General features: G+C 48.1%; 18 protein-coding genes. 10 read left to right on the forward strand and 8 right to left on the reverse strand.

The genetic code is table 11. The features are described from left to right. Positions 1-29: 29 nt before the first annotated feature. On the forward strand, positions 30-566 hold the full coding sequence (locus QZT80_RS06155) for a GtrA family protein (protein WP_295119175.1): 537 nt from the start codon (positions 30-32) through the stop codon (positions 564-566). Here the strand turns inward: QZT80_RS06155 and QZT80_RS06160 are convergent. Then, positions 548-1,117 (reverse strand): thymidine kinase, encoded by a 570-nt coding sequence (locus tag QZT80_RS06160; RefSeq protein WP_295119177.1) that lies wholly within the window; start codon positions 1,115-1,117, stop codon positions 548-550. The two genes, QZT80_RS06155 and QZT80_RS06160, sit on opposite strands and share 19 nt — an antisense overlap. Before the next feature lie 91 nt (positions 1,118-1,208). Between QZT80_RS06160 and QZT80_RS06165 the strand changes: the two genes are divergently transcribed. After that, entirely contained in the window at positions 1,209-2,066 is an 858-nt protein-coding gene (locus tag QZT80_RS06165; protein ID WP_295119180.1) for a hypothetical protein, read from the forward strand. On the opposite strand, the gene QZT80_RS06170 is transcribed toward QZT80_RS06165, so the two are convergent. Then, the gene (locus QZT80_RS06170; protein ID WP_295119183.1) at positions 2,036-3,304 is read right to left on the reverse strand and encodes a glycosyltransferase N-terminal domain-containing protein; all 1,269 of its coding nucleotides are present in this window, start codon (positions 3,302-3,304) and stop codon (positions 2,036-2,038) included. The genes QZT80_RS06165 and QZT80_RS06170 overlap by 31 nt on opposite strands. A gap of 106 nt (positions 3,305-3,410) precedes the next feature. Between QZT80_RS06170 and QZT80_RS06175 the strand changes: the two genes are divergently transcribed. The 6 genes from QZT80_RS06175 (at position 3,411) to rfbD (ending at position 9,397) form a co-directional block, all read left to right on the forward strand. Further along, positions 3,411-4,538 carry a DegT/DnrJ/EryC1/StrS aminotransferase family protein gene (locus QZT80_RS06175; protein ID WP_295119185.1) on the forward strand — a complete coding sequence of 376 codons (1,128 nt, stop codon included), beginning with the start codon at positions 3,411-3,413 and terminating at the stop codon, positions 4,536-4,538. A gap of 7 nt (positions 4,539-4,545) precedes the next feature. Next, positions 4,546-5,856 carry a UDP-glucose/GDP-mannose dehydrogenase family protein gene (locus QZT80_RS06180; protein WP_295119188.1) on the forward strand — a complete coding sequence of 437 codons (1,311 nt, stop codon included), beginning with the start codon at positions 4,546-4,548 and terminating at the stop codon, positions 5,854-5,856. 13 nt (positions 5,857-5,869) lie between these two features. Further along, positions 5,870-6,817 (forward strand): UDP-glucuronic acid decarboxylase family protein, encoded by a 948-nt coding sequence (locus QZT80_RS06185; RefSeq protein ID WP_295119191.1) that lies wholly within the window; start codon positions 5,870-5,872, stop codon positions 6,815-6,817. A gap of 76 nt (positions 6,818-6,893) precedes the next feature. Continuing rightward, positions 6,894-7,949 (forward strand): dTDP-glucose 4,6-dehydratase, encoded by a 1,056-nt coding sequence (gene rfbB / locus QZT80_RS06190; protein WP_295119194.1) that lies wholly within the window; start codon positions 6,894-6,896, stop codon positions 7,947-7,949. 10 nt (positions 7,950-7,959) lie between these two features. After that, positions 7,960-8,520 (forward strand): dTDP-4-dehydrorhamnose 3,5-epimerase, encoded by a 561-nt coding sequence (rfbC, locus tag QZT80_RS06195; protein ID WP_295119197.1) that lies wholly within the window; start codon positions 7,960-7,962, stop codon positions 8,518-8,520. A gap of 13 nt (positions 8,521-8,533) precedes the next feature. After that, positions 8,534-9,397 (forward strand): dTDP-4-dehydrorhamnose reductase, encoded by an 864-nt coding sequence (gene rfbD, locus QZT80_RS06200; protein WP_295119200.1) that lies wholly within the window; start codon positions 8,534-8,536, stop codon positions 9,395-9,397. An 84-nt stretch (positions 9,398-9,481) separates the two neighbouring features. Here the strand turns inward: rfbD and QZT80_RS06205 are convergent, their stop codons facing one another. Next, positions 9,482-10,141, reverse strand: a complete 660-nt coding sequence (locus QZT80_RS06205; protein ID WP_295119204.1) for an ABC transporter ATP-binding protein — start codon at positions 10,139-10,141, stop codon at positions 9,482-9,484. 100 nt (positions 10,142-10,241) lie between these two features. Between QZT80_RS06205 and QZT80_RS06210 the strand changes: the two genes are divergently transcribed. Beyond that, the gene (locus QZT80_RS06210) at positions 10,242-10,463 is read left to right on the forward strand and encodes a DUF2795 domain-containing protein (RefSeq protein ID WP_012794455.1); all 222 of its coding nucleotides are present in this window, start codon (positions 10,242-10,244) and stop codon (positions 10,461-10,463) included. Between the two features lie 107 nt (positions 10,464-10,570). Here the strand turns inward: QZT80_RS06210 and QZT80_RS06215 are convergent, their stop codons facing one another. The 5 genes from QZT80_RS06215 to QZT80_RS06235 form a co-directional block, all read right to left on the reverse strand. Then, positions 10,571-11,383: an SDR family oxidoreductase gene (locus tag QZT80_RS06215; RefSeq protein ID WP_295119219.1), complete on the reverse strand. Its 813-nt coding sequence runs from the start codon at positions 11,381-11,383 to the stop codon at positions 10,571-10,573. A gap of 93 nt (positions 11,384-11,476) precedes the next feature. Next, complete coding sequence (gene recN / locus QZT80_RS06220; protein WP_295119221.1) at positions 11,477-13,129, reverse strand: DNA repair protein RecN; 1,653 nt, start codon at positions 13,127-13,129, stop codon at positions 11,477-11,479. A gap of 74 nt (positions 13,130-13,203) precedes the next feature. Next, positions 13,204-14,691, reverse strand: coding sequence for a hypothetical protein (locus tag QZT80_RS06225; RefSeq protein ID WP_295119224.1), 1,488 nt, complete (start codon positions 14,689-14,691; stop codon positions 13,204-13,206). Positions 14,692-14,881: 190 nt separating this feature from the next. Continuing rightward, positions 14,882-15,634 (reverse strand): C4-type zinc ribbon domain-containing protein, encoded by a 753-nt coding sequence (locus QZT80_RS06230; protein WP_295119227.1) that lies wholly within the window; start codon positions 15,632-15,634, stop codon positions 14,882-14,884. A gap of 3 nt (positions 15,635-15,637) precedes the next feature. Next, positions 15,638-16,738, reverse strand: a complete 1,101-nt coding sequence (locus tag QZT80_RS06235) for a Nif3-like dinuclear metal center hexameric protein (RefSeq protein ID WP_295119230.1) — start codon at positions 16,736-16,738, stop codon at positions 15,638-15,640. Between the two features lie 55 nt (positions 16,739-16,793). Here QZT80_RS06235 and QZT80_RS06240 point away from each other — a divergent pair, with 55 nt between their 5' ends. Next, the gene (locus tag QZT80_RS06240) at positions 16,794-18,290 is read left to right on the forward strand and encodes a carboxypeptidase M32 (RefSeq protein ID WP_295119233.1); all 1,497 of its coding nucleotides are present in this window, start codon (positions 16,794-16,796) and stop codon (positions 18,288-18,290) included. Positions 18,291-18,438: the final 148 nt, after the last annotated feature.

Genomic DNA, 18,438 nt, shown 5'->3' on the forward strand with positions numbered 1-18,438 from the left:
AAACCAGCTAAATTTGCACCGGACATTTTATGCAACAGCTGATTTTAAATATCATTCAATTCTTCCATAAGCCATTTGAGAAGATTATCCCTTTACAAACCTTTAAGTACCTGGTTTGCGGAGGAGGTAATACCTTATTGGACATAGTGATCTATTTTATCAGCTATAATTTTATTCTGGACAAGCAGAACACCGACCTGGGCTTTATGGTGATATCGCCCTATATTATGGCCTTCATCATTTCATTCTGCATCACCTTTCCTTCGGGCTTCCTGTTATCCAAATACATCACCTTTGCAGAATCTAATCTGAGGGGAAGGGTACAATTGTTCCGGTATTTCCTGCTGGTGGCATTTTGCATCCTTTTCAACTACGTATTCCTGAAAGTGTTCGTGGAATACTGCCATTTCTACCCCACTATTGCCAAAATACTCACCACGATCATTGTTGTATCGTTTAGCTACGTAACACAGAAACGTTTCACCTTCAAAGAACAGCCAGTGCCCGTTAGCGAACCACAGGCACTGGAAGCGATGGCTGCTGACGATCAGTCGCCTATGTTATAGCAACTGCGGCAACGAGGTTCATATACATCTTTTTCTCCCAACAATACTTTTCCCTTATCGGCCGATTTACGGTAAGAATAGTTGGCGATATTGCCACACTTCACGCAGATCGCATGCAGTTTGGTGATATAATCCGCTTTAGCCAGTAATTCCGGTATAGGGCCAAAAGGTTTACACTGGAAGTCCATATCCAGGCCGGCCACGATTACCCGTATACCTTTCAGCGCCAGTTGCTCACACACCTCAGGCAGCCCGGCATCAAAGAACTGCGCTTCATCTATTCCCACCACATCTACCCCCTGCCCTAACAACAATATTTGCTGGGAGCTGTCTACCGGCGTCGACAGTATTTTATTCGTATCGTGCGACACGATATTCATTTCATCATAACGGGTATCCATACCCGGCTTAAATATCTCTACGCCCAGGTTTGCAATGCGTGCGCGCTTCAGCCTGCGGATGAGTTCTTCCGTTTTACCAGAGAACATGGAACCACAAATCACTTCGATCCATCCGCTTTTACGACCTGCCATCACCGGCTCAATAAACATATGATACTATTTTGATCATCAGATAATTATAAAATGTCTAACTTTATGCAAATAAAATAATTTTACCATCAGCACGTTAAACAATTAACGCATGGAAAAAATTAATGCCTTAATTGACAAGTTACAGGAGTTAAAGAATTCACAAGCAAACCTGCAAACTATATCCTACTATTCGCAGTTACTGCAAGCTGAACTTTTACATCAGCGGAATATTTTGCAAAGAGAACGTGATTTAAACTCTGGTTCACACGGCCACGTAGCAGTAATATTACCTGCACAGGCTGCTGTGATGCAAACTGTTATAGAAGAAAAACCTGTTCCCGCACCACCACCTCCGCCGGAACACAAGGAATACCTGCCCCCGGTGCAACCACAACTGATACAGCCTGCTACACCTCCGCCCGTTACTGAGCGAGTGGTAGAAACACCAGCTGCTGCCTACGGTGAACCGCGCCGGGACAATGGGTATCATCCAGACCGTATTCCTACTAAAGCCAGGCAAAATGAGGAACCGAAGAGGCCTACCCTTTTCGATGCACCCGAAAAACCGCATCACAACGGCGATCATTCCGAGAATTTACGGAAAGATATCAATGAACTGGTCAATAAAACCAGCAATGCGAACGGCAACAGCAATGCGAACGGCAGCACTTCCCTTAACGACCAGCTGCGCCAGTCGAACGTAGAAATCGGCCAACGCCTGGGAGAGATGGGTGTACAGGACCTCAAAAATGCCATTGGCATTAACGACCGGTTCCGGTTTATTGAAGAACTGTTCCGCGGGGAGAAAAACATGTACGAACGCTCTATTAAAACCATCAACGAATGCACCTCGCTGACGGACGCCAACAACTGGATCGAGCGCGAGCTTAAGATCAAGGAGGGCTGGCTGGACGATAACCCGCTTGTGCAACACTTCTACACGATGGTGAGGAAGCGTTTTTCCTGAATGTAATGCATAATCCGTTCCGTAGCGCCCTGGTTATCTTCGATAAACCTACCGGCGATGGAGGCCTTTTGCCCGTATTTTTCCGCATTTTCTAACATGGCCACCGTCGTTTGCAGGGTTTGCGCATTGGTAATGACCATCGCCCCGCCCAGTTCCACCAGCATAATCGCTTCGTGAAACTTATGGTATACCGGCCCGATAATCACCGGTTTGCTGTAAGCGGCGGGTTCCAGCAGGTTATGAATACCGTCTTTCCCAAAACCACCGCCCACAAATGTGATGTCGGCATAACGGTACAGGGCCGATAGCATACCCACATTATCTATTATTAACACTTTTGCCGCTTGGGCTTCGTTACCGGCAGCGAGGGCAGAATAGCTAACCGAGCCGGGGAAACGCTCTTTCAGCCTGGCAATATGCGAGTCGGAAATTTCATGAGGAGCTATGATCAGCAGACGATGATGTCCTTCCGGCACAGCTTGCCACCACTCCTCCAACACCGCCTCGTCATCGTCCCAGGTACTGCCTGCTACCAAAACTCGTTGATCTCTACAGAATTGCGCGATGAGCGGCAACTCCAATGGATGTTTCTGCAATTCCCATACCCGGTCGAACCGCGTATCGCCGGCAAGGGTAACGTGTTGTACACCAATATTTTGAAGTAAAGCCACTGAATCGCGGTTCTGAAGAAAGATGTGCTCCATCTGGCGGAGCAGCTTGCGAAACATGCCGCCGTAAGATTTAAAGAATACCTGGCCCGGGCGAAAAATACCGGATATGAGCAGCACCGGGGCCTGGTAATGCCGCAGGGCCTCCAGGTAATGATACCAGAACTCATATTTAATAAATATAGAAAGCGCCGGGTTCACCGTTTTCACGAAACGACGGGCATTTGTGTGGGTATCCAGGGGGAGGTAGCACACGTAGTCTGCTCCTTTATAATCCTTCCGCACCTCATAACCCGAAGGCGAGAAAAAAGTCAATAACAACTTATAATCAGGATATTGCAAGCGAATAGCCTCCATTACGGGACGGCCCTGTTCAAATTCACCCAGCGAGGCCGCATGTACCCATACCACCTTGCCGGCGCCTTCCATAGCACCGCCGAGGCTGGCCCATACGTTACGGCGGCCATCAATCCACTTCTTCGCCTTTTTATTGCCCATCAGGGCCGCTGCACCAACTCCCAGCCGATACAGCCGTATTCCCGCATTATAGATAATTACCGATAATCCCACGAAATTGTCACTTTATAGGATAAATTGAATATCTCACAAAGATAATCGCCTGCCTATCTCAAAATTTGTAAATTTGCAAACTTAAAAAATAAAAATATATATCCAGATGGTTCCTATTCAGATGGTAGATCTTAAACGCCAGTATGCGAAAATCAAGTCAGAGGTAGATGTTGCTATTACAGATGTACTGGAAAGTTCCGCTTTCATCAATGGAGGACCCGTTCAGCAGTTTTCATCGGATCTCCAGCATTACCTGGGTTCCAAACATGTAATTCCCTGTGCAAATGGTACCGACGCCCTGCAAATCGCGATGATGGCGTTAGGCTTACAGCCTGGAGATGAGGTAATTACACCTTCTTTTACTTTTATTGCCACAGCCGAAGTAATTGCGCTGCTGAACCTGAAACCAATTTTCGTAGATGTAGATCCTCAAACGTACTGCATAGATGCCGCTAAGATCGAAGCGGCCATCACGCCTAAAACAAAAGCCATTGTTCCTGTACACCTTTACGGCCATGTGGCTGAAATGGAGCAGATTATGGAAGTGGCCGCCAAACATAACTTATTTGTAATCGAAGATAATGCCCAGGCCATCGGCGCCAATTATACCTTTAAGAATGGCGAAGTAAAAAAAGCAGGAGCTATTGGCCATATCGGCTGTACTTCCTTCTTCCCTTCCAAAAACCTGGGTTGCTATGGTGATGGTGGCGCCATTTTTACCAATGACGACGCTATTGCCGCTCAAATACGCATGGTGGCCAATCATGGTCAGAGTGCACGTTACTACCACGATGTGGTAGGCGTTAACTCCCGCCTCGATACCATCCAGGCGGCTATTTTGAAAATTAAACTACCGCTGCTGGACGGGTACATTGCCGCCCGCAGAGCTGTAGCCGACGCTTACGATAAAGCCTTTGCCGACATCCCGGAGATCGTTACTCCTTACCGCGCACCTTACAGCTACCACGTATTTCACCAATACACCCTCCAGCTGCAAGGAGCAGACAGGAACAAACTGCAGGCTCACCTGCAGGAACGTAACGTACCTGCTATGATCTATTATCCCGTACCTGCGCATCGACAAAAAATGTTCGCTTCTTTTGGAAGCAGTGAGTTTGATTTACCAGTGACCGATACGCTAACCGGAAAGGTAATTTCTTTACCTGTTCATACGGAGATGGATGCCGATCAGCTTGAACATATCATCGAATCTGTTAAATCATTCTTAAAATAAGCCCCACATGAAAATTACCGTAGTAGGCACCGGCTACGTTGGACTAGTATCCGGCACCTGTTTCGCTGAAACAGGCAACAACGTCACTTGTGTAGACATCGACGTAAAAAAAGTAAACAAACTCTCTAACGGCGAGATTACGATCTATGAACCCGGTTTAGAGAAATTATTTGAGCGTAACCTGAAGGAAGGCCGCCTCCACTTCACCAACAACCTGGAAGAAGGTATTGCCGATGCGAAAGTGATTTTCCTCGCACTGCCTACCCCTCCCGGTGAAGACGGATCTGCCGACCTCTCTTACATCCTGGGTGTTGCCGAACAGCTTGGCAAAATCATGAAGGATTATAAGGTGATCGTAGACAAGAGTACCGTACCCGTTGGTACTGCCGAAAAAGTAACGGCAGCTATTGCTAAAAATGCAAAAGTGGAGTTTGATGTAGTATCTAACCCCGAGTTCCTGCGCGAAGGCGTAGCGGTGGAAGACTTCATGAAACCCGACCGCGTAGTGATCGGTACCTCTTCCGAACGCGCCCGCAAAATCATGGGCGACCTGTACGGACCATACGTACGCCAGGGTAACCCTGTAATTTATATGGACGAGAAATCGGCCGAACTGACCAAGTACGCTGCTAACTCCTTCCTCGCTACCAAAATCTCTTTCATGAACGAGATCGCGATACTTTGCGAGAAACTGGGTGCTGATGTAGATATGGTGCGCCGCGGCATTGGCAGCGACGACCGTATTGGCAAACGCTTCCTGTTCCCGGGTATTGGCTACGGCGGCAGCTGTTTCCCTAAAGACGTGCAGGCCCTCGTTAAATCTTCTGAAGAAGTAGCTTACGAGTTCCGCATCCTTAACGCCGTAATGGACGTTAACGAGAAACAAAAGCTGTTCCTGATGCCCAAGATCTTCAATTACTTTAATAACGATCTGAAAGGTAAACACTTCGCACTGTGGGGCCTGGCATTTAAGCCAAATACCGACGACATTCGTGAAGCACCAGCCTTATACCTGATCGAGGAACTGACTAAAGCCGGCGCCACTGTTACCGTATTCGATCCCGAAGCGATGAACAATGTAAAAGGTGTAATTGGTGATAAGGTGAAATATGCAGACCACCAGTATGAGTGCCTGCAAAATGCAGATGCGCTGATCATCGCTACCGAATGGAGCGTGTTCAGAACGCCTGATTTCGACCAGATTGCCAGTACACTGAAGAATAAAGTTATCTTCGACGGCCGTAACCTCTTTGAGGTACCACGTATGAAGGAACTGGGTTACTATTACGAAAGCGTTGGCCGCCTGGCTACCAAATAAACTCCTGTTACACATGAGCGATAAAAAAAGAATATTAATTACCGGCGCTGCCGGTTTCCTCGGCTCGCATCTGTGCGACCGTTTCATAAAAGAAGGTTACCATGTTATTGGCATGGATAACCTGCTTACCGGTAATATCAAAAACATCGAACACCTTTTTAAATTAAAAGAGTTCGAATATTACCACCACGATGTATCCAAGTTCGTACACGTGCCCGGTAAGCTGGATTACATCCTGCATTTCGCCTCTCCCGCCAGCCCTATCGACTACCTGAAAATGCCTATCCAGACATTGAAAGTAGGTTCACTGGGCACCCACAACCTGCTGGGACTGGCCAAAGAGAAAAAGGCCCGTATGCTCATCGCTTCTACTTCCGAAGTATATGGCGATCCCAATGTACACCCGCAGCCGGAAGAATACTGGGGTAACGTAAACCCGGTTGGCCCACGTGGTGTGTACGACGAAGCCAAACGTTTCCAGGAAGCCATTACGATGGCCTATCATAACTTCCATGGTGTTGAAACGCGCATTATCCGCATTTTCAATACCTATGGTCCACGTATGCGGCTCGATGACGGCCGTGCGCTGCCGGCTTTCATGAGCCAGGCCCTTACCGGCCAGGACCTCACCGTATTTGGCGACGGTTCGCAAACTCGTTCTTTCTGTTATGTAGACGACCTCGTAGAAGGCATTTACCGCCTGCTGCTCAGCGACTACCATCTCCCGGTTAACATCGGCAACCCTTCAGAGATCACACTGAAGGAGTTTGCAGAAGAGATCATTGCGCTTACCGGTACCAACCAGAAAATCATTTATCAGCCTTTACCTAAAGATGATCCGAAACAACGTAAACCGGACATCACCAAGGCGAAGGACATACTGGGCTGGGAGCCGAAAGTAGACAGGAAAGAAGGATTAAAGATCACTTACGAGTACTTCAAACAGGCACTCGGCAAATAGATGAATTATTATACAGAACAGCGCTTCCACGGAGGTGCTGTTCTTGTGTTTAACACCATATCTGTAACTTTATCGCATGAAAAGAAAAATTCTGATAACAGGCGCGGCCGGCTTCATCGGCTCTCACGTAATCAGGCTGTTTGTAAACAAATACCCGGATTACCAACTCGTTAATCTCGACAAACTGACCTATGCCGGTAACCTTGAAAACCTTACCGACATCAAAGACAAACCAAACTACGTTTTTGAAAAAGGCGATATTACAGACGAAACCTTCATCGACGAACTCTTTACCAAATACCAGTTCGACGGCGTTATACACCTGGCCGCAGAAAGCCATGTAGACCGCTCCATCCTTGAACCACTGGAATTTATCCGCACTAACGTATTAGGAACTGCGGTGTTGCTTAATACGGCGCGTAAACATTGGAAAGATAACATGGACGGCAAACTGTTCTACCATGTATCTACCGACGAAGTTTATGGATCTTTAGGAGAAGAAGGTTTATTCACCGAAGAAACGGCCTACGATCCCCGTTCTCCTTATTCCGCATCCAAAGCCAGCTCCGACCATTTTGTAAAAGCGTACTACCATACTTACCACCTCCCGGTTGTATTATCTAATTGCTCTAACAACTATGGCTCCAATCACTTCCCTGAGAAGCTGATACCATTGGCAATCCACAATATCAAAAACAATAAACCGGTACCCGTTTACGGTAAAGGTGAAAACGTACGCGACTGGCTGTTTGTAGAAGATCATGCCCGCGCTATCGACACCATTTTCCACAATGGCCGTATTGGCGAAACTTATAATATCGGCGGCTTTAACGAGTGGAAAAACATCGACCTTATTCATTTACTGTGTAAGGTGATGGACAAGAAACTGGGCAGAGAAGAAGGCGCATCGGCGAAGCTGATCACCTTTGTGAAAGACCGTGCCGGCCACGATCTGCGTTATGCGATAGACGCCACTAAATTAAATAAAGAGCTGGGCTGGGAACCTTCTTTACAATTCGAAGAAGGTCTTGAAAAAACGGTAGAATGGTACCTTGCCAACGAAGCATGGCTGGATAATGTGACCAGCGGCGCCTACCAACAATATTACGATACCCAGTACCAGAAAAGATAAACAACGAGAAATGCCATTTACGGAAACAGGACTTCCTGGATTGCTGGTTTTCGAGCCGAAGGTGCACGGAGACAGCAGGGGATATTTTTTTGAAAGTTATAACGCCAACACTTTTAAAGAGTGTGGTACAGAGTATTTGTTTGTACAGGACAACCAGGCCCGCTCTACTTATGGCGTACTGCGTGGTCTTCATTACCAGCAGGAGCCGCATGCACAAACAAAGCTTATCAGGGCGCTGGAAGGCAGCATTCTCGATGTAGTGGTTGATATCCGAAAAGGATCGCCTACTTACGGAAAAGTGTTTACCATCGAACTGACTGCCGAAAACAAAAAGCAGCTATTGGTGCCCAAAGGCTTTGCCCACGGTTACTCTGTGCTGAGTGAAACAGCGGAAGTGATGTACAAATGCGATGGCTTCTACAATAAAGCAACCGAAGGCGGTATTATTTTTAATGACCCCGCGCTGAATATCGACTGGGGTATAGACCTTGATAAGGCGCTGGTGTCTGAAAAAGACCTGGTACTGCCTACACTTGAAAACTGCCTTAACAATTTTGTTTACCAGGGTTAATCTAGCTGTTATTATGAAAAAGATTCTTGTTACCGGAGCTAATGGCCAGTTAGGACGATCGCTGCAGGCCCTAGCATCACAATACCCTACATGGGAATTCCTGTTTGCTAACAGGGAAACGCTGGACATCAGCAACCAGGAGGCTGTAAACCAGTACTTCGCGGCACACCAGCCCGACGCCTGCATCAACTGCGCCGCCTACACGGCCGTGGATAAGGCAGAAAGTGATGAAGAAGCAGCCTTTGAGCAAAACTTTATCGCAGTGCTGCACCTCTCGGAAGCCAGCCTTCAGCATAATACACAGCTGATACATATTTCTACCGACTACGTGTTTGATGGTGCCGGCAACCGCCCCTACACAGAGGATAACGATACCAACCCGCAAACAATTTACGGCAGCTCCAAACTGAAAGGAGAGGCGGCAGCTATAGATGTTAACGATAAAGCCATCGTGGTACGTACCTCCTGGGTATACACCAAAGAGGGCGTTAACTTCGTAAACAAGATCAAACAACTGATGCAGGACAAGCCAAGCCTGAACGTAGTGTTCGACCAGACCGGCACGCCCACTTACGCGCCCGACCTGGCGGCGGCCCTGCTGGTAATACTGTCTAAGGTGTTTGAAACTCCTGGTACCAATTTCGGTGGCGTGTACCATTACAGCAACGAAGGCGTAACCACCTGGTTCGATTTCGCGGTGGCTATTCGTGAACTTACCGGCTCCAGCTGCGAGATTAAGCCCGTTACATCGGAACAGTTCCCCGCTCCTGCCGTACGCCCTGCTTACAGCGTACTTAACAAAGAAAAGATCAAAACCACTTTCGGCCTCAGCATTCCTTACTGGAGAAACAGCCTGGAAGCCTGCATGAAGGCTTAAACATCCGGAGGATAAACGAAAAAGCCGTCTTGTAAGCATACAGGACGGCTTTTTTATAAATATCTTTTTTAGGCTGATGCGCTCCTACGCCCCGGAAACGATCCGGCCGTCTTTCATAACCAGTTGGCGATCGCTTAAAGGAGCCAGTTCCTCATTATGCGTAACGATAATGAAGGTTTGCCCGAACTGGTCGCGCAGTTTAAAGAACAGCTGGTGCAACTCCCTCGCGTTTTGCGAGTCCAGGTTGCCGGTAGGCTCATCTGCCATAATGACCTCTGGATTGTTAATGAGTGCCCTCGCCACGGCCACCCGTTGCTGCTCGCCACCCGAAAGCTGATTAGGGCGGTGATCGAGGCGATTATGGAGCCCCAGCGTTTCCAACAGGAAAAGGGCCCGTTCTTTGACTTCAGCCTTCTTACGCCCCCTTATAAAGCCGGGAATACATACATTCTCAATCGCCGTGAACTCAGGAAGCAGGTGGTGGAACTGGAAAATAAAACCGACGTGCCTGTTGCGGAAATCGGCTAAAGACCTGCCCCTCAAGGCGGTTATGTTGGTATTGTGCAGAAATACCTCACCCGTGGTGGGCGTATCCAGGGTACCCAAAAGATGTAATAAGGTACTTTTACCTGCCCCGGAAGAGCCAACGATAGTCACTATTTCCCCTTTGTTAACAGTTACGTCAACTCCCTTGAGCACCTGTAAGTTGGAATAATTTTTGGTAAGATTGCGAGCGGTAAGCATACCCAAAGAAAACAATTTTGTCCGTTAAAATAGATAAAGTTGTTTATTTCAAATTAAATAATACTTTTGCGGAAATTTAGAGAAAGTAAAATTTATTTATATGTACTGGACTCTCGAATTAGCATCATACCTGGAAGACGCTCCATGGCCCGCTACCAAGGACGAACTCATTGACTACGCCATCCGTTCCGGTGCACCTATCGAAGTGATCGAGAACCTGCAGGAACTGGAGGACGAAGGGGAAATTTACGAAGGCATAGAAGACATTTGGTCCGACTATCCCTCACAGGACGACTTTTTCTTCAATGAAGACGAATATTAATTTGTAGGTCGTTTCTGTTGTTACCGCCCCCAACGGTATAGGTATTACCGAAAAAAAATTAGCCGTTCCAATTGGAACGGCTTTATTTTTTACCGGGAGTACCGGGATTATTTTTCCATTTGTTCGATTACTTCTGCCGATACGCCGGTGAAAGAGAAGCCACCATCGTGGAACAGGTTCTGCATCGTTACCATTTTGGTAAGGTCCGAGAACAGTGTAACCGCGTAGTCCGCACACTGGTCGGCCGAGGCATTACCCAGCGGGCTCATTTTTTCTGCATAAGAGATAAAGCCATCAAAGCCTTTTACGCCGCTGCCTGCAGTGGTACGGGTAGGTGACTGAGAAATGGTATTTACGCGCACCTTGCTCTTTTTACCGTAATGGTAGCCAAAGCTGCGGGAAATAGACTCCAGCAGTGATTTAGCATCTGCCATTTCGCCATAGTCAGGGAATACGCGCTGGGCGGCGATGTAAGTCAGGGCTACAACAGAACCCCACTCGTTCAGCGCATCCAGTTTATAGCATGTTTGCAATACGCGGTGGAGCGAAGTTGCAGAAATGTCGTTTGTTTTGTGGTTGAAGTCGTAATCCAGGTCCATGTAGTTCCTGCCTTTACGGATGTTCATACTCATACCTACCGAGTGAAGGATAAAATCGAACTTACCGCCGAAATGCTCCATGGATTTGGTAATGAGGTTGTTAATATCGTCGTTGCTGGTTACGTCGGCCGGGATGATCGGCGCATTGCAGGCTTCTGCAAGTTTCTTGATCTCACCCATACGCATGGCAATCGGAGCATTGGTCAGCACAATCTGCGCGCCCTGTTCTACACAGCGCTGCGCAATTTTCCATGCAATGGAGTTTGCGTCCAGCGCGCCGAAGATGATACCTTTCTTCCCTTGTAATAAGTTATGAGCCATTTAATTCTGAATTTTGGCAAAAATAGTTGTTAATAATGAATATCTAAAGCTAAAAAAAATAATACGTTATTGCTTACTTTCCAACAAAGCCGCTCAACTCATTACCATTTCACGGGCGTTTTCCAATGCCGCAGCCGTTGGCTTCTCTCCACCCAGCATCTGCGCAATCTTGTTGATACGCTCTTCTTTTTCCAGCAAACGCACGCTGGTAGTCACTTTACCTGCCTGCTCCGTTTTGTAAACGAAGTAGTGCGCATCTGCCTTACCGGCTATCTGCGGCTGGTGCGTAATACAAATTACCTGGTGGCCCTGGGCCAGTTCTTTCATGATTCCGCCTACCTGGCGCGCAGCTTCTCCTGAAATACCGGTATCAATTTCATCAAAAATAAGGGTAGGTAAGGCTACTGAACGGGCAACGAGGCTCTTGATACACAACATCAACCTGCTTAACTCACCGCCGGAGGCTACTTTACGTACGGGCGCAAACTGGTTGCTCTTGTTAGCATCGAACAGGAACTCTATATGGTCCTGGCCAAAAGCGTTGAGCACTACCTGGCTTACTTCTACTTTAATACGGGCGTTAGGCATACCTACCTGCGCCAGCAGTGCGTTTACCTTTTGCTCGAAAGCCGGTAACTGCGCCTTACGCTGTGCGGTAATGCCTGCCGCTGCCTTCTGCAACTGCTCCAGCAATTGTTTCCCTTCGTTCTCCAGCCAGTTAATGCGCTCATCGAGATTGAGTACACCTTCCAGCTTTTGACTGAGGGTGGTATGAATAGTGATTAGTTCGCTGGTAGTGGCGACCCCGTGTTTTTTGAACAGGCGATAACCCAATGCCAGCCGCTCGTTCAACTGCTCCATACGGGCACCGTCGTACTGTAACTGGTCGTTTAGACGTTCTACCTCACCTGCCACATCCTGCAACTCCACGTACGACGACTGCAGGCGTTGGGCCAGCGCAGGTATCTCTTTATGGAAATTGGATAAGGCCTGCAGGGACGACTGCATTTGTTTAAGCAACTGCAATACCGGCTGCTCGTCTTCCTTTAACTGGAAGTAAACTTTGGAGAGGGAGTTCTTGATCTCTTCGGCATGGCTCAGGGCTTTCAGCTCTGTATCCAGCGTTTCGATCTCGTTTTCGGTAAAGGCAGCTTCGTCCAGTTCGTCCAGCAGGAATTTGTTATAGTCGTATTCCTTATTGGCGCTGTCGCGCTGGGCGGCCAGGTTTTGCAGTTCTTTCTGCAAGCCGGTGTATTTAGTGAAATTTTGTGCGTATTGCTGTAAGGCTTCGGGATGACCGGCCAGTGCATCCACTACTTCGCGCTGGAAGTCGGAACGGCCCAGGTCAAGGGTATCGAACTGCTGATGCAGGTCTACCAGCAACCGGGTTAGCTCATTGAGCTGGCTCAGGTTCACGGGTGTATCGTTGATGAAAGCGCGCGATTTACCGGCAGCACTGATCTCCCTGCGGATGATCACCTGGTCTTCCTGGTCCAGTTCGTACTGGTCGAAGAAATGCTGTACCTGCGACCTTTTCACTTTAAAGATCCCCTCTATCACACATTTGCTGTTCTTGTCGAACAACACACCCGGATCAGCCCTCTCGCCCAATATAAGCGACAATGCGCCCAACAGGATCGACTTACCCGCACCGGTTTCGCCGGTAATCACATTCAGGTTACCAGAGAAATCTATCTCCAGGTTTTCAATAATCGCGTAATTCTGAACAATTAATCGGTACAACATAGATGAAGTAATACATTCTCTTAGCCGACGTCAAATTTCAAATAAAAAATCTATAAACCCCAAAATTGTGGATATTAATTACCGTTGATGCGCAGAATACCAGATTTGGCGCGCTGGTCGAGGGAATTTTTATAATCGTGGCCTTCCATGTCGAGGCACTTTTGGAACCAGAGCTGGGCGGCGGTTTTATCACCCCGTTTCTCGTAAATGTAGCCCAACTGCAGGCAGGAACGCGCGGCGAAGTACTCGCTGCGGTTGGCCCCAAGCCTGGCAGTGACCTCGTACATCCCGATCGCATTCTGGTCGTAGTTCATTTCGTCATAAATACGGCCCAGGCGATAGGCATACTCCAGTCGTTCGGGAGTGGTGGCAAAATCGGCGGCCTTTTTTCCCTGTAATAACTTCAATGCTTCGGGATAAAAACCACCATCGCTTAACAGGCGCACCCGTAACAACAACACGTTCGGCCAGGTGCCCGCTTTCGCTTCTTTTAACGCCTGCTTGTCCGCATCGGTTTCCGTACCACCCCTGGTGAGTATCATGGCCCGATATTTATTAGCCTCGGCGGTGTTGCCTTTGATGTAGTGTCCCCAGCTAAGTCGCTGCAATGCCTCTTTCACATAAAACCGCCCTTTAAAGCGTGACACGAACTTTTCGAGGTAAGCAGTAGCATCGTCGTCGAGGCGGGCCAGTTTGAGCTGCCCCAGCACGTAATATTCGTAAGTGATGTCGAGGTACTCGGGACTATGATTACGTTCTGTAAGTACTTTAATGCCCTGCAGCGCCTTTTGATTGTTCATGGAAAGATTGGCCACCATGAGCGCGAACAGGTAATTGTTTTTAGTATCCAGTTGCTTATCGTGTACCAGTTGCCAAACCTGCTCGGGTTTATTTTCGATGAAGAGTTTGAGGTAACAGTAGTAGTAGTAAGATTCTTCCTTAAACAACAGGGCCGAAGGCGCATTACTGTCTACCGCCAACTGCACGTTTTGCATCCCCTGTTTAATACTGCCCCTTAGCCCTAAAATGTTCGTGATCCACTTATATCCTTCGGGAATGGTACCAAACACCGTTTGCAGGGCGCCTACCATCAGGTTGTTGGGAACAAAGGAGGGGAATTTCTTCTGATTCTCTTTTAAGATGGTGTAGGTTTTCCTGATTTCCCATACGGCATCCCACTTCTCCCCGAACTTCACTTTTACCAACGCCCACTGGAATTTGATAGCTGCCTGTGTATATAAATAAAACGGAGAGTCGGACGGCCCCTCTTCCATCAACGTCAGCCTTTCGGCCCTCATCTTTTTACGTTTGGCGTAAAACGCGGGGTCTTCGTTAAAGAACAATTGAAAGAAGTCGGCGTAGTTTTCGAGAAAATAAGGGATAAGGTTATTAGGATTAGCGGCCTTCTCTTCCTGCAGTATTTGCAGGCCGGTGCTGATCCTTAGCTGCATGATGGCATCGTAAGCCTGCTGGCAGCGGGGAGTAAAATCGTACACCTTTTGCCTCGCATTTACGGATAAGGATAAACTTATAAAAAGAAAGGTCGCAAGTAAAAAACGCATAATAAACTAATGGATTAATGTGCGGTAGCAGGCACCGCACGATTGAGTGCCCTCTACCTGCAAATAACATACCCCTTTCAGGGATGCGCGGGGCAAAAATACACTATCGCCCCAACAAAAAAGGAGAAAGGAAGAAAAGGTAATACCTCTCCTTCCTTTCTCCAACTTATATATACCAAAAGGTGATCTCTTAGATAGTCACAGTAGCTTCCAGGTCGTTATCTACCAGTACGCGGCCGCAATGTTCGCACACGATGATCTTTTTACGATGACGGATTTCCGCCTGGCGTTGTGGAGGAATAGCGTTGAAACAACCGCCGCAGGAATCGCGCATAACTGATACAACAGCCAGACCGTTACGGTAGTTGTTACGTATCTTTTCGTAAGCAGCCAGCAAACGGCTATCTACTTTAGTGCGGGCTTCTTCGCTCTGTTTGCGGAAAGCATTTTCCTCTTTCTCTGTTTCGGCGATGATTTTTTCCAGCTCACCCTTCTTGTGCTTCAGGTTCGTTTCTTTATCAGATACGGCCTTTTTAGCAGCTTCCAGGACGCGGCTTTTATCTTTTATCTCTTCACTTGCGTCTTTCATGTGCTTTTCAGAAAGTTTGATCTCGAGCGTTTGCATTTCGATCTCTTTGCTGATAGCCTCAAATTCGCGGCTGTTTTTTACGTTGTTCTGTTGCTTCTCATATTTTTTGATAAGCGCTTCAGAATCTTTGATAGCATTTTTCTTATTGCTAACGAAGTCCTGAATACTCCTCATCTCATCTTCAATATGGTTCTGGCGGTGGTTAAGCCCCTCGATCTCGTCCTCCAAATCCTTCACCTCGATAGGCAATTCACCTTTCAGGATCTGAATTTCGTCCAGTTTGGAATCGATTTTCTGCAACTTCAGTACAGACACCAATTTTTCCTCAACAGAGTATTCTTTAACTGTAGCCATGTATTATAAATAATTTACCGGGTTTGTTCGAATGGTAGATTTAAGAGGCGCAAAATTACGGAAATTTTCAGTCAATATAAGATAAAATAATTCGACTGCGAACTGTTCACTCTCAAAATGTCCAACATCTGCTATAATTAATTGATTTTCAGCATCAAAAAACTCGTGATACTTGAAGTCTGCCGACACAAAGGCGTCCGCTCCGGCCGCAATAGCCTGCTTCAGCAGGAAGCTGCCCGCACCGCCGCAAACGGCTACTTTACTCACCGGTTTGCCCCTCAGCGGGGTGTAACGCACGCAACCTGTCATAAATTGCGCCTTCACGTACTGCAGGAACTCCATCTCTTCCATGGGCTGCGGCAGCACCCCGATAAGGCCTGAACCAACGCGTTGGTGGTAGTTTTCAAGCACTACTATATCGTAAGCCACCTCTTCATAGGGGTGACACTTCAGCAACGCTGCTACCACTTTTGACTCCAGGTAAGCCGGAAAAATGAACTCCAGCTTGGTTTCCTGTTCCAGGTGACGGCTACCGGGCTCACCCACATAGGGATTCGTATCATCTTGTCCCTTAAAAGTGCCTACCCCTTCATGCCCGAAGCTGCATTCGCTATAGTTGCCGATATGCCCGGCACCGGCGGCAAAAAGGCCGGTACGCACAATTTCAGCATCTGCCACGGGAACAAAAGTGTATAGCTTGCGGAGGAGCTGTTTTTTGGGTTGAAGCACCCGGCTGCTTTGCAGTCCTAACCTTTCGCCCATCATAGCGCTCACGCCATTATGCACATTATCGAGATTAGTATGCGCTGCATAAACGGCTATATCGTGTTTAATGGCTTTTATGGCCACCCTTTCCACGTAATTCTTCCCGTTAATCTTCTTTAATCCCCCAAATACAATGGGGTGATGAGCGATAACGAGGTTGCAGTTATTCGCAATAGCCTCATCTATCACTGCCTCCGTAGCATCGAGCGTAAGGAGTACATTGGTTACTTCGCGGCCTGCATCTCCGAAGATCAGGCCGGCATTATCGTAGCTTTCCTGGTAGGCTGGCGGAGCATAAGCCTCTATTACCTGCAGGATGTCTTTAATTGTTATCTTCATGCCTTCAGGGCTGAAATTAAGGATTTTAGACCGTTACGTAAAAATTCAGTGTATTATGTTAGTCAAAAAAGCCACAGCGGAACTTTATGCCGATTACAAAGCCAGGATGCAGCAGATTGCCGATGTACGTTATTCCATTGCCGTACTAAGCTGGGACCAGGAAACCTACCTGCCCGAAAAAGGCGCCCGTTTCAGGGGACAGCAAATTACCACCTTAAGCACAATGGCCCACGAACTGTTTACCGCCGAAGTCCTGGGCAGCCTGCTGCACGAATTATCGTCGCGCAGCGACATGGACGCCGGCAAACAGAAGAACATTGCGCTTTCGCTGGAAGATTACGAAAAAAACAAAAAGTACCCTGCCGCTTTTGTAGCCGAGATGTCGCAAACCACCTCAGCCGCCTACCATGCATGGATCAAAGCCCGGAAACTGAACAGTTACGAGGTATTTGAGCCCTTCCTGAACAGAATGGTACAACTGAAAAGGCAGGAAACGGAATTACTTGGCTACGAGGGCCATCCCTACAACGCCTTGCTGAACGAGTACGAAAAAGGTGCCACCACCACCATGCTGGACCAGGTATTTGCCGACGTCCGCAGTTCCCTCTCTCCCCTGCTGGCCAGGATCGCGGCGCAGCCAATACCAGATAAGCAATTTCTGCACAAACACTACGATAAAGACAAACAATGGCAACTGGGCATTCAATTGCTGAAGGAGATGGGCTATGATATGGCCGCCGGTCGCCAGGATATTTCCGAACACCCCTTCACCACCAGTTTTAGTCCGGAAGATGTGCGTGTTACCACCCGCATTGACGAGAACGACTTTGGCAACATGACCTGGAGCTGCATCCACGAAGGTGGCCATGCCTTGTACGAACAGGGCCTGCCTGCCGAGGAATACGGCCTGCCGTTGGGCGAGGCCGCCAGCCTGGGCATTCACGAAAGCCAGTCGAGATTGTGGGAAAACAATGTAGGCCGCAGCCTGGCTTACTGGCAACATCACTACCCGGCGTTACAGGCACTTTTCCCCGAAAACCTCGCCAATATACCGTTACAGGACTTTTACCGGGCCATTAACCTCGTGCAGCCGTCCCTGATCCGTACCGAAGCCGACGAGCTTACGTATCACTTCCATGTGATGATCCGTTACGAAATTGAGAAAGGCCTGATCGATGGCAGCATTGGCACCGACGTACTGCGCGAAACCTGGAACCAGTACTACCAGCAATACCTGCACGTAACGCCACCCGACGATATCCAGGGCGTGTTGCAGGACATACATTGGTCGCACGGCAGCTTCGGTTACTTTCCCACCTATTCGCTGGGCAGCTTTTATGCCGCACAATTTTACGCCGCCGCACAAAAGCAGGTACCCGGGCTGGATAACGACATCGCCAGCGGTGTATACACCAACCTGCTCAACTGGTTGCGGGAGCACATTCATCCCTACGGCCGTTTTTATACCTCTAACGAGTTATGTGAAAAGGTAACCGGCGAGCCGCTCCAGTTCGCCCACTTCCTGAAGTACGCCGAGGAAAAGTTCAAATGATACTTACAGGGGCTGCCGGACGTGGCCGTTGCACAACAGTTAGTTTAAATGGCTGAATAATCAAATTTGCTAGGCAAATGGTTATTCAGCCATTTGCTTTTAAGCCTCTTCAGATTTTGTGTTATGGCTTGTACGATGGCGCTATAGC

It is taken from the genome of uncultured Chitinophaga sp. (assembly GCF_902168175.1).
Classification (GTDB): domain Bacteria; phylum Bacteroidota; class Bacteroidia; order Chitinophagales; family Chitinophagaceae; genus Chitinophaga.

Coding starts and splice junctions, on each gene's coding strand:
- QZT80_RS06155 (WP_295119175.1), top strand. CDS start 30: ATGCAACAGCTGATTTTAAATATCATTCAATTCTTCCATAAGCCATTT.
- QZT80_RS06160 (WP_295119177.1), bottom strand. CDS start 1,117: ATGTTTATTGAGCCGGTGATGGCAGGTCGTAAAAGCGGATGGATCGAA.
- QZT80_RS06165 (WP_295119180.1), top strand. CDS start 1,209: ATGGAAAAAATTAATGCCTTAATTGACAAGTTACAGGAGTTAAAGAAT.
- QZT80_RS06175 (WP_295119185.1), top strand. CDS start 3,411: ATGGTTCCTATTCAGATGGTAGATCTTAAACGCCAGTATGCGAAAATC.
- QZT80_RS06180 (WP_295119188.1), top strand. CDS start 4,546: ATGAAAATTACCGTAGTAGGCACCGGCTACGTTGGACTAGTATCCGGC.
- QZT80_RS06185 (WP_295119191.1), top strand. CDS start 5,870: ATGAGCGATAAAAAAAGAATATTAATTACCGGCGCTGCCGGTTTCCTC.
- rfbB (WP_295119194.1), top strand. CDS start 6,894: ATGAAAAGAAAAATTCTGATAACAGGCGCGGCCGGCTTCATCGGCTCT.
- rfbC (WP_295119197.1), top strand. CDS start 7,960: ATGCCATTTACGGAAACAGGACTTCCTGGATTGCTGGTTTTCGAGCCG.
- rfbD (WP_295119200.1), top strand. CDS start 8,534: ATGAAAAAGATTCTTGTTACCGGAGCTAATGGCCAGTTAGGACGATCG.
- QZT80_RS06205 (WP_295119204.1), bottom strand. CDS start 10,141: ATGCTTACCGCTCGCAATCTTACCAAAAATTATTCCAACTTACAGGTG.
- QZT80_RS06210 (WP_012794455.1), top strand. CDS start 10,242: ATGTACTGGACTCTCGAATTAGCATCATACCTGGAAGACGCTCCATGG.
- QZT80_RS06215 (WP_295119219.1), bottom strand. CDS start 11,383: ATGGCTCATAACTTATTACAAGGGAAGAAAGGTATCATCTTCGGCGCG.
- recN (WP_295119221.1), bottom strand. CDS start 13,129: ATGTTGTACCGATTAATTGTTCAGAATTACGCGATTATTGAAAACCTG.
- QZT80_RS06225 (WP_295119224.1), bottom strand. CDS start 14,691: ATGCGTTTTTTACTTGCGACCTTTCTTTTTATAAGTTTATCCTTATCC.
- QZT80_RS06230 (WP_295119227.1), bottom strand. CDS start 15,634: ATGGCTACAGTTAAAGAATACTCTGTTGAGGAAAAATTGGTGTCTGTA.
- QZT80_RS06235 (WP_295119230.1), bottom strand. CDS start 16,738: ATGAAGATAACAATTAAAGACATCCTGCAGGTAATAGAGGCTTATGCT.
- QZT80_RS06240 (WP_295119233.1), top strand. CDS start 16,794: ATGTTAGTCAAAAAAGCCACAGCGGAACTTTATGCCGATTACAAAGCC.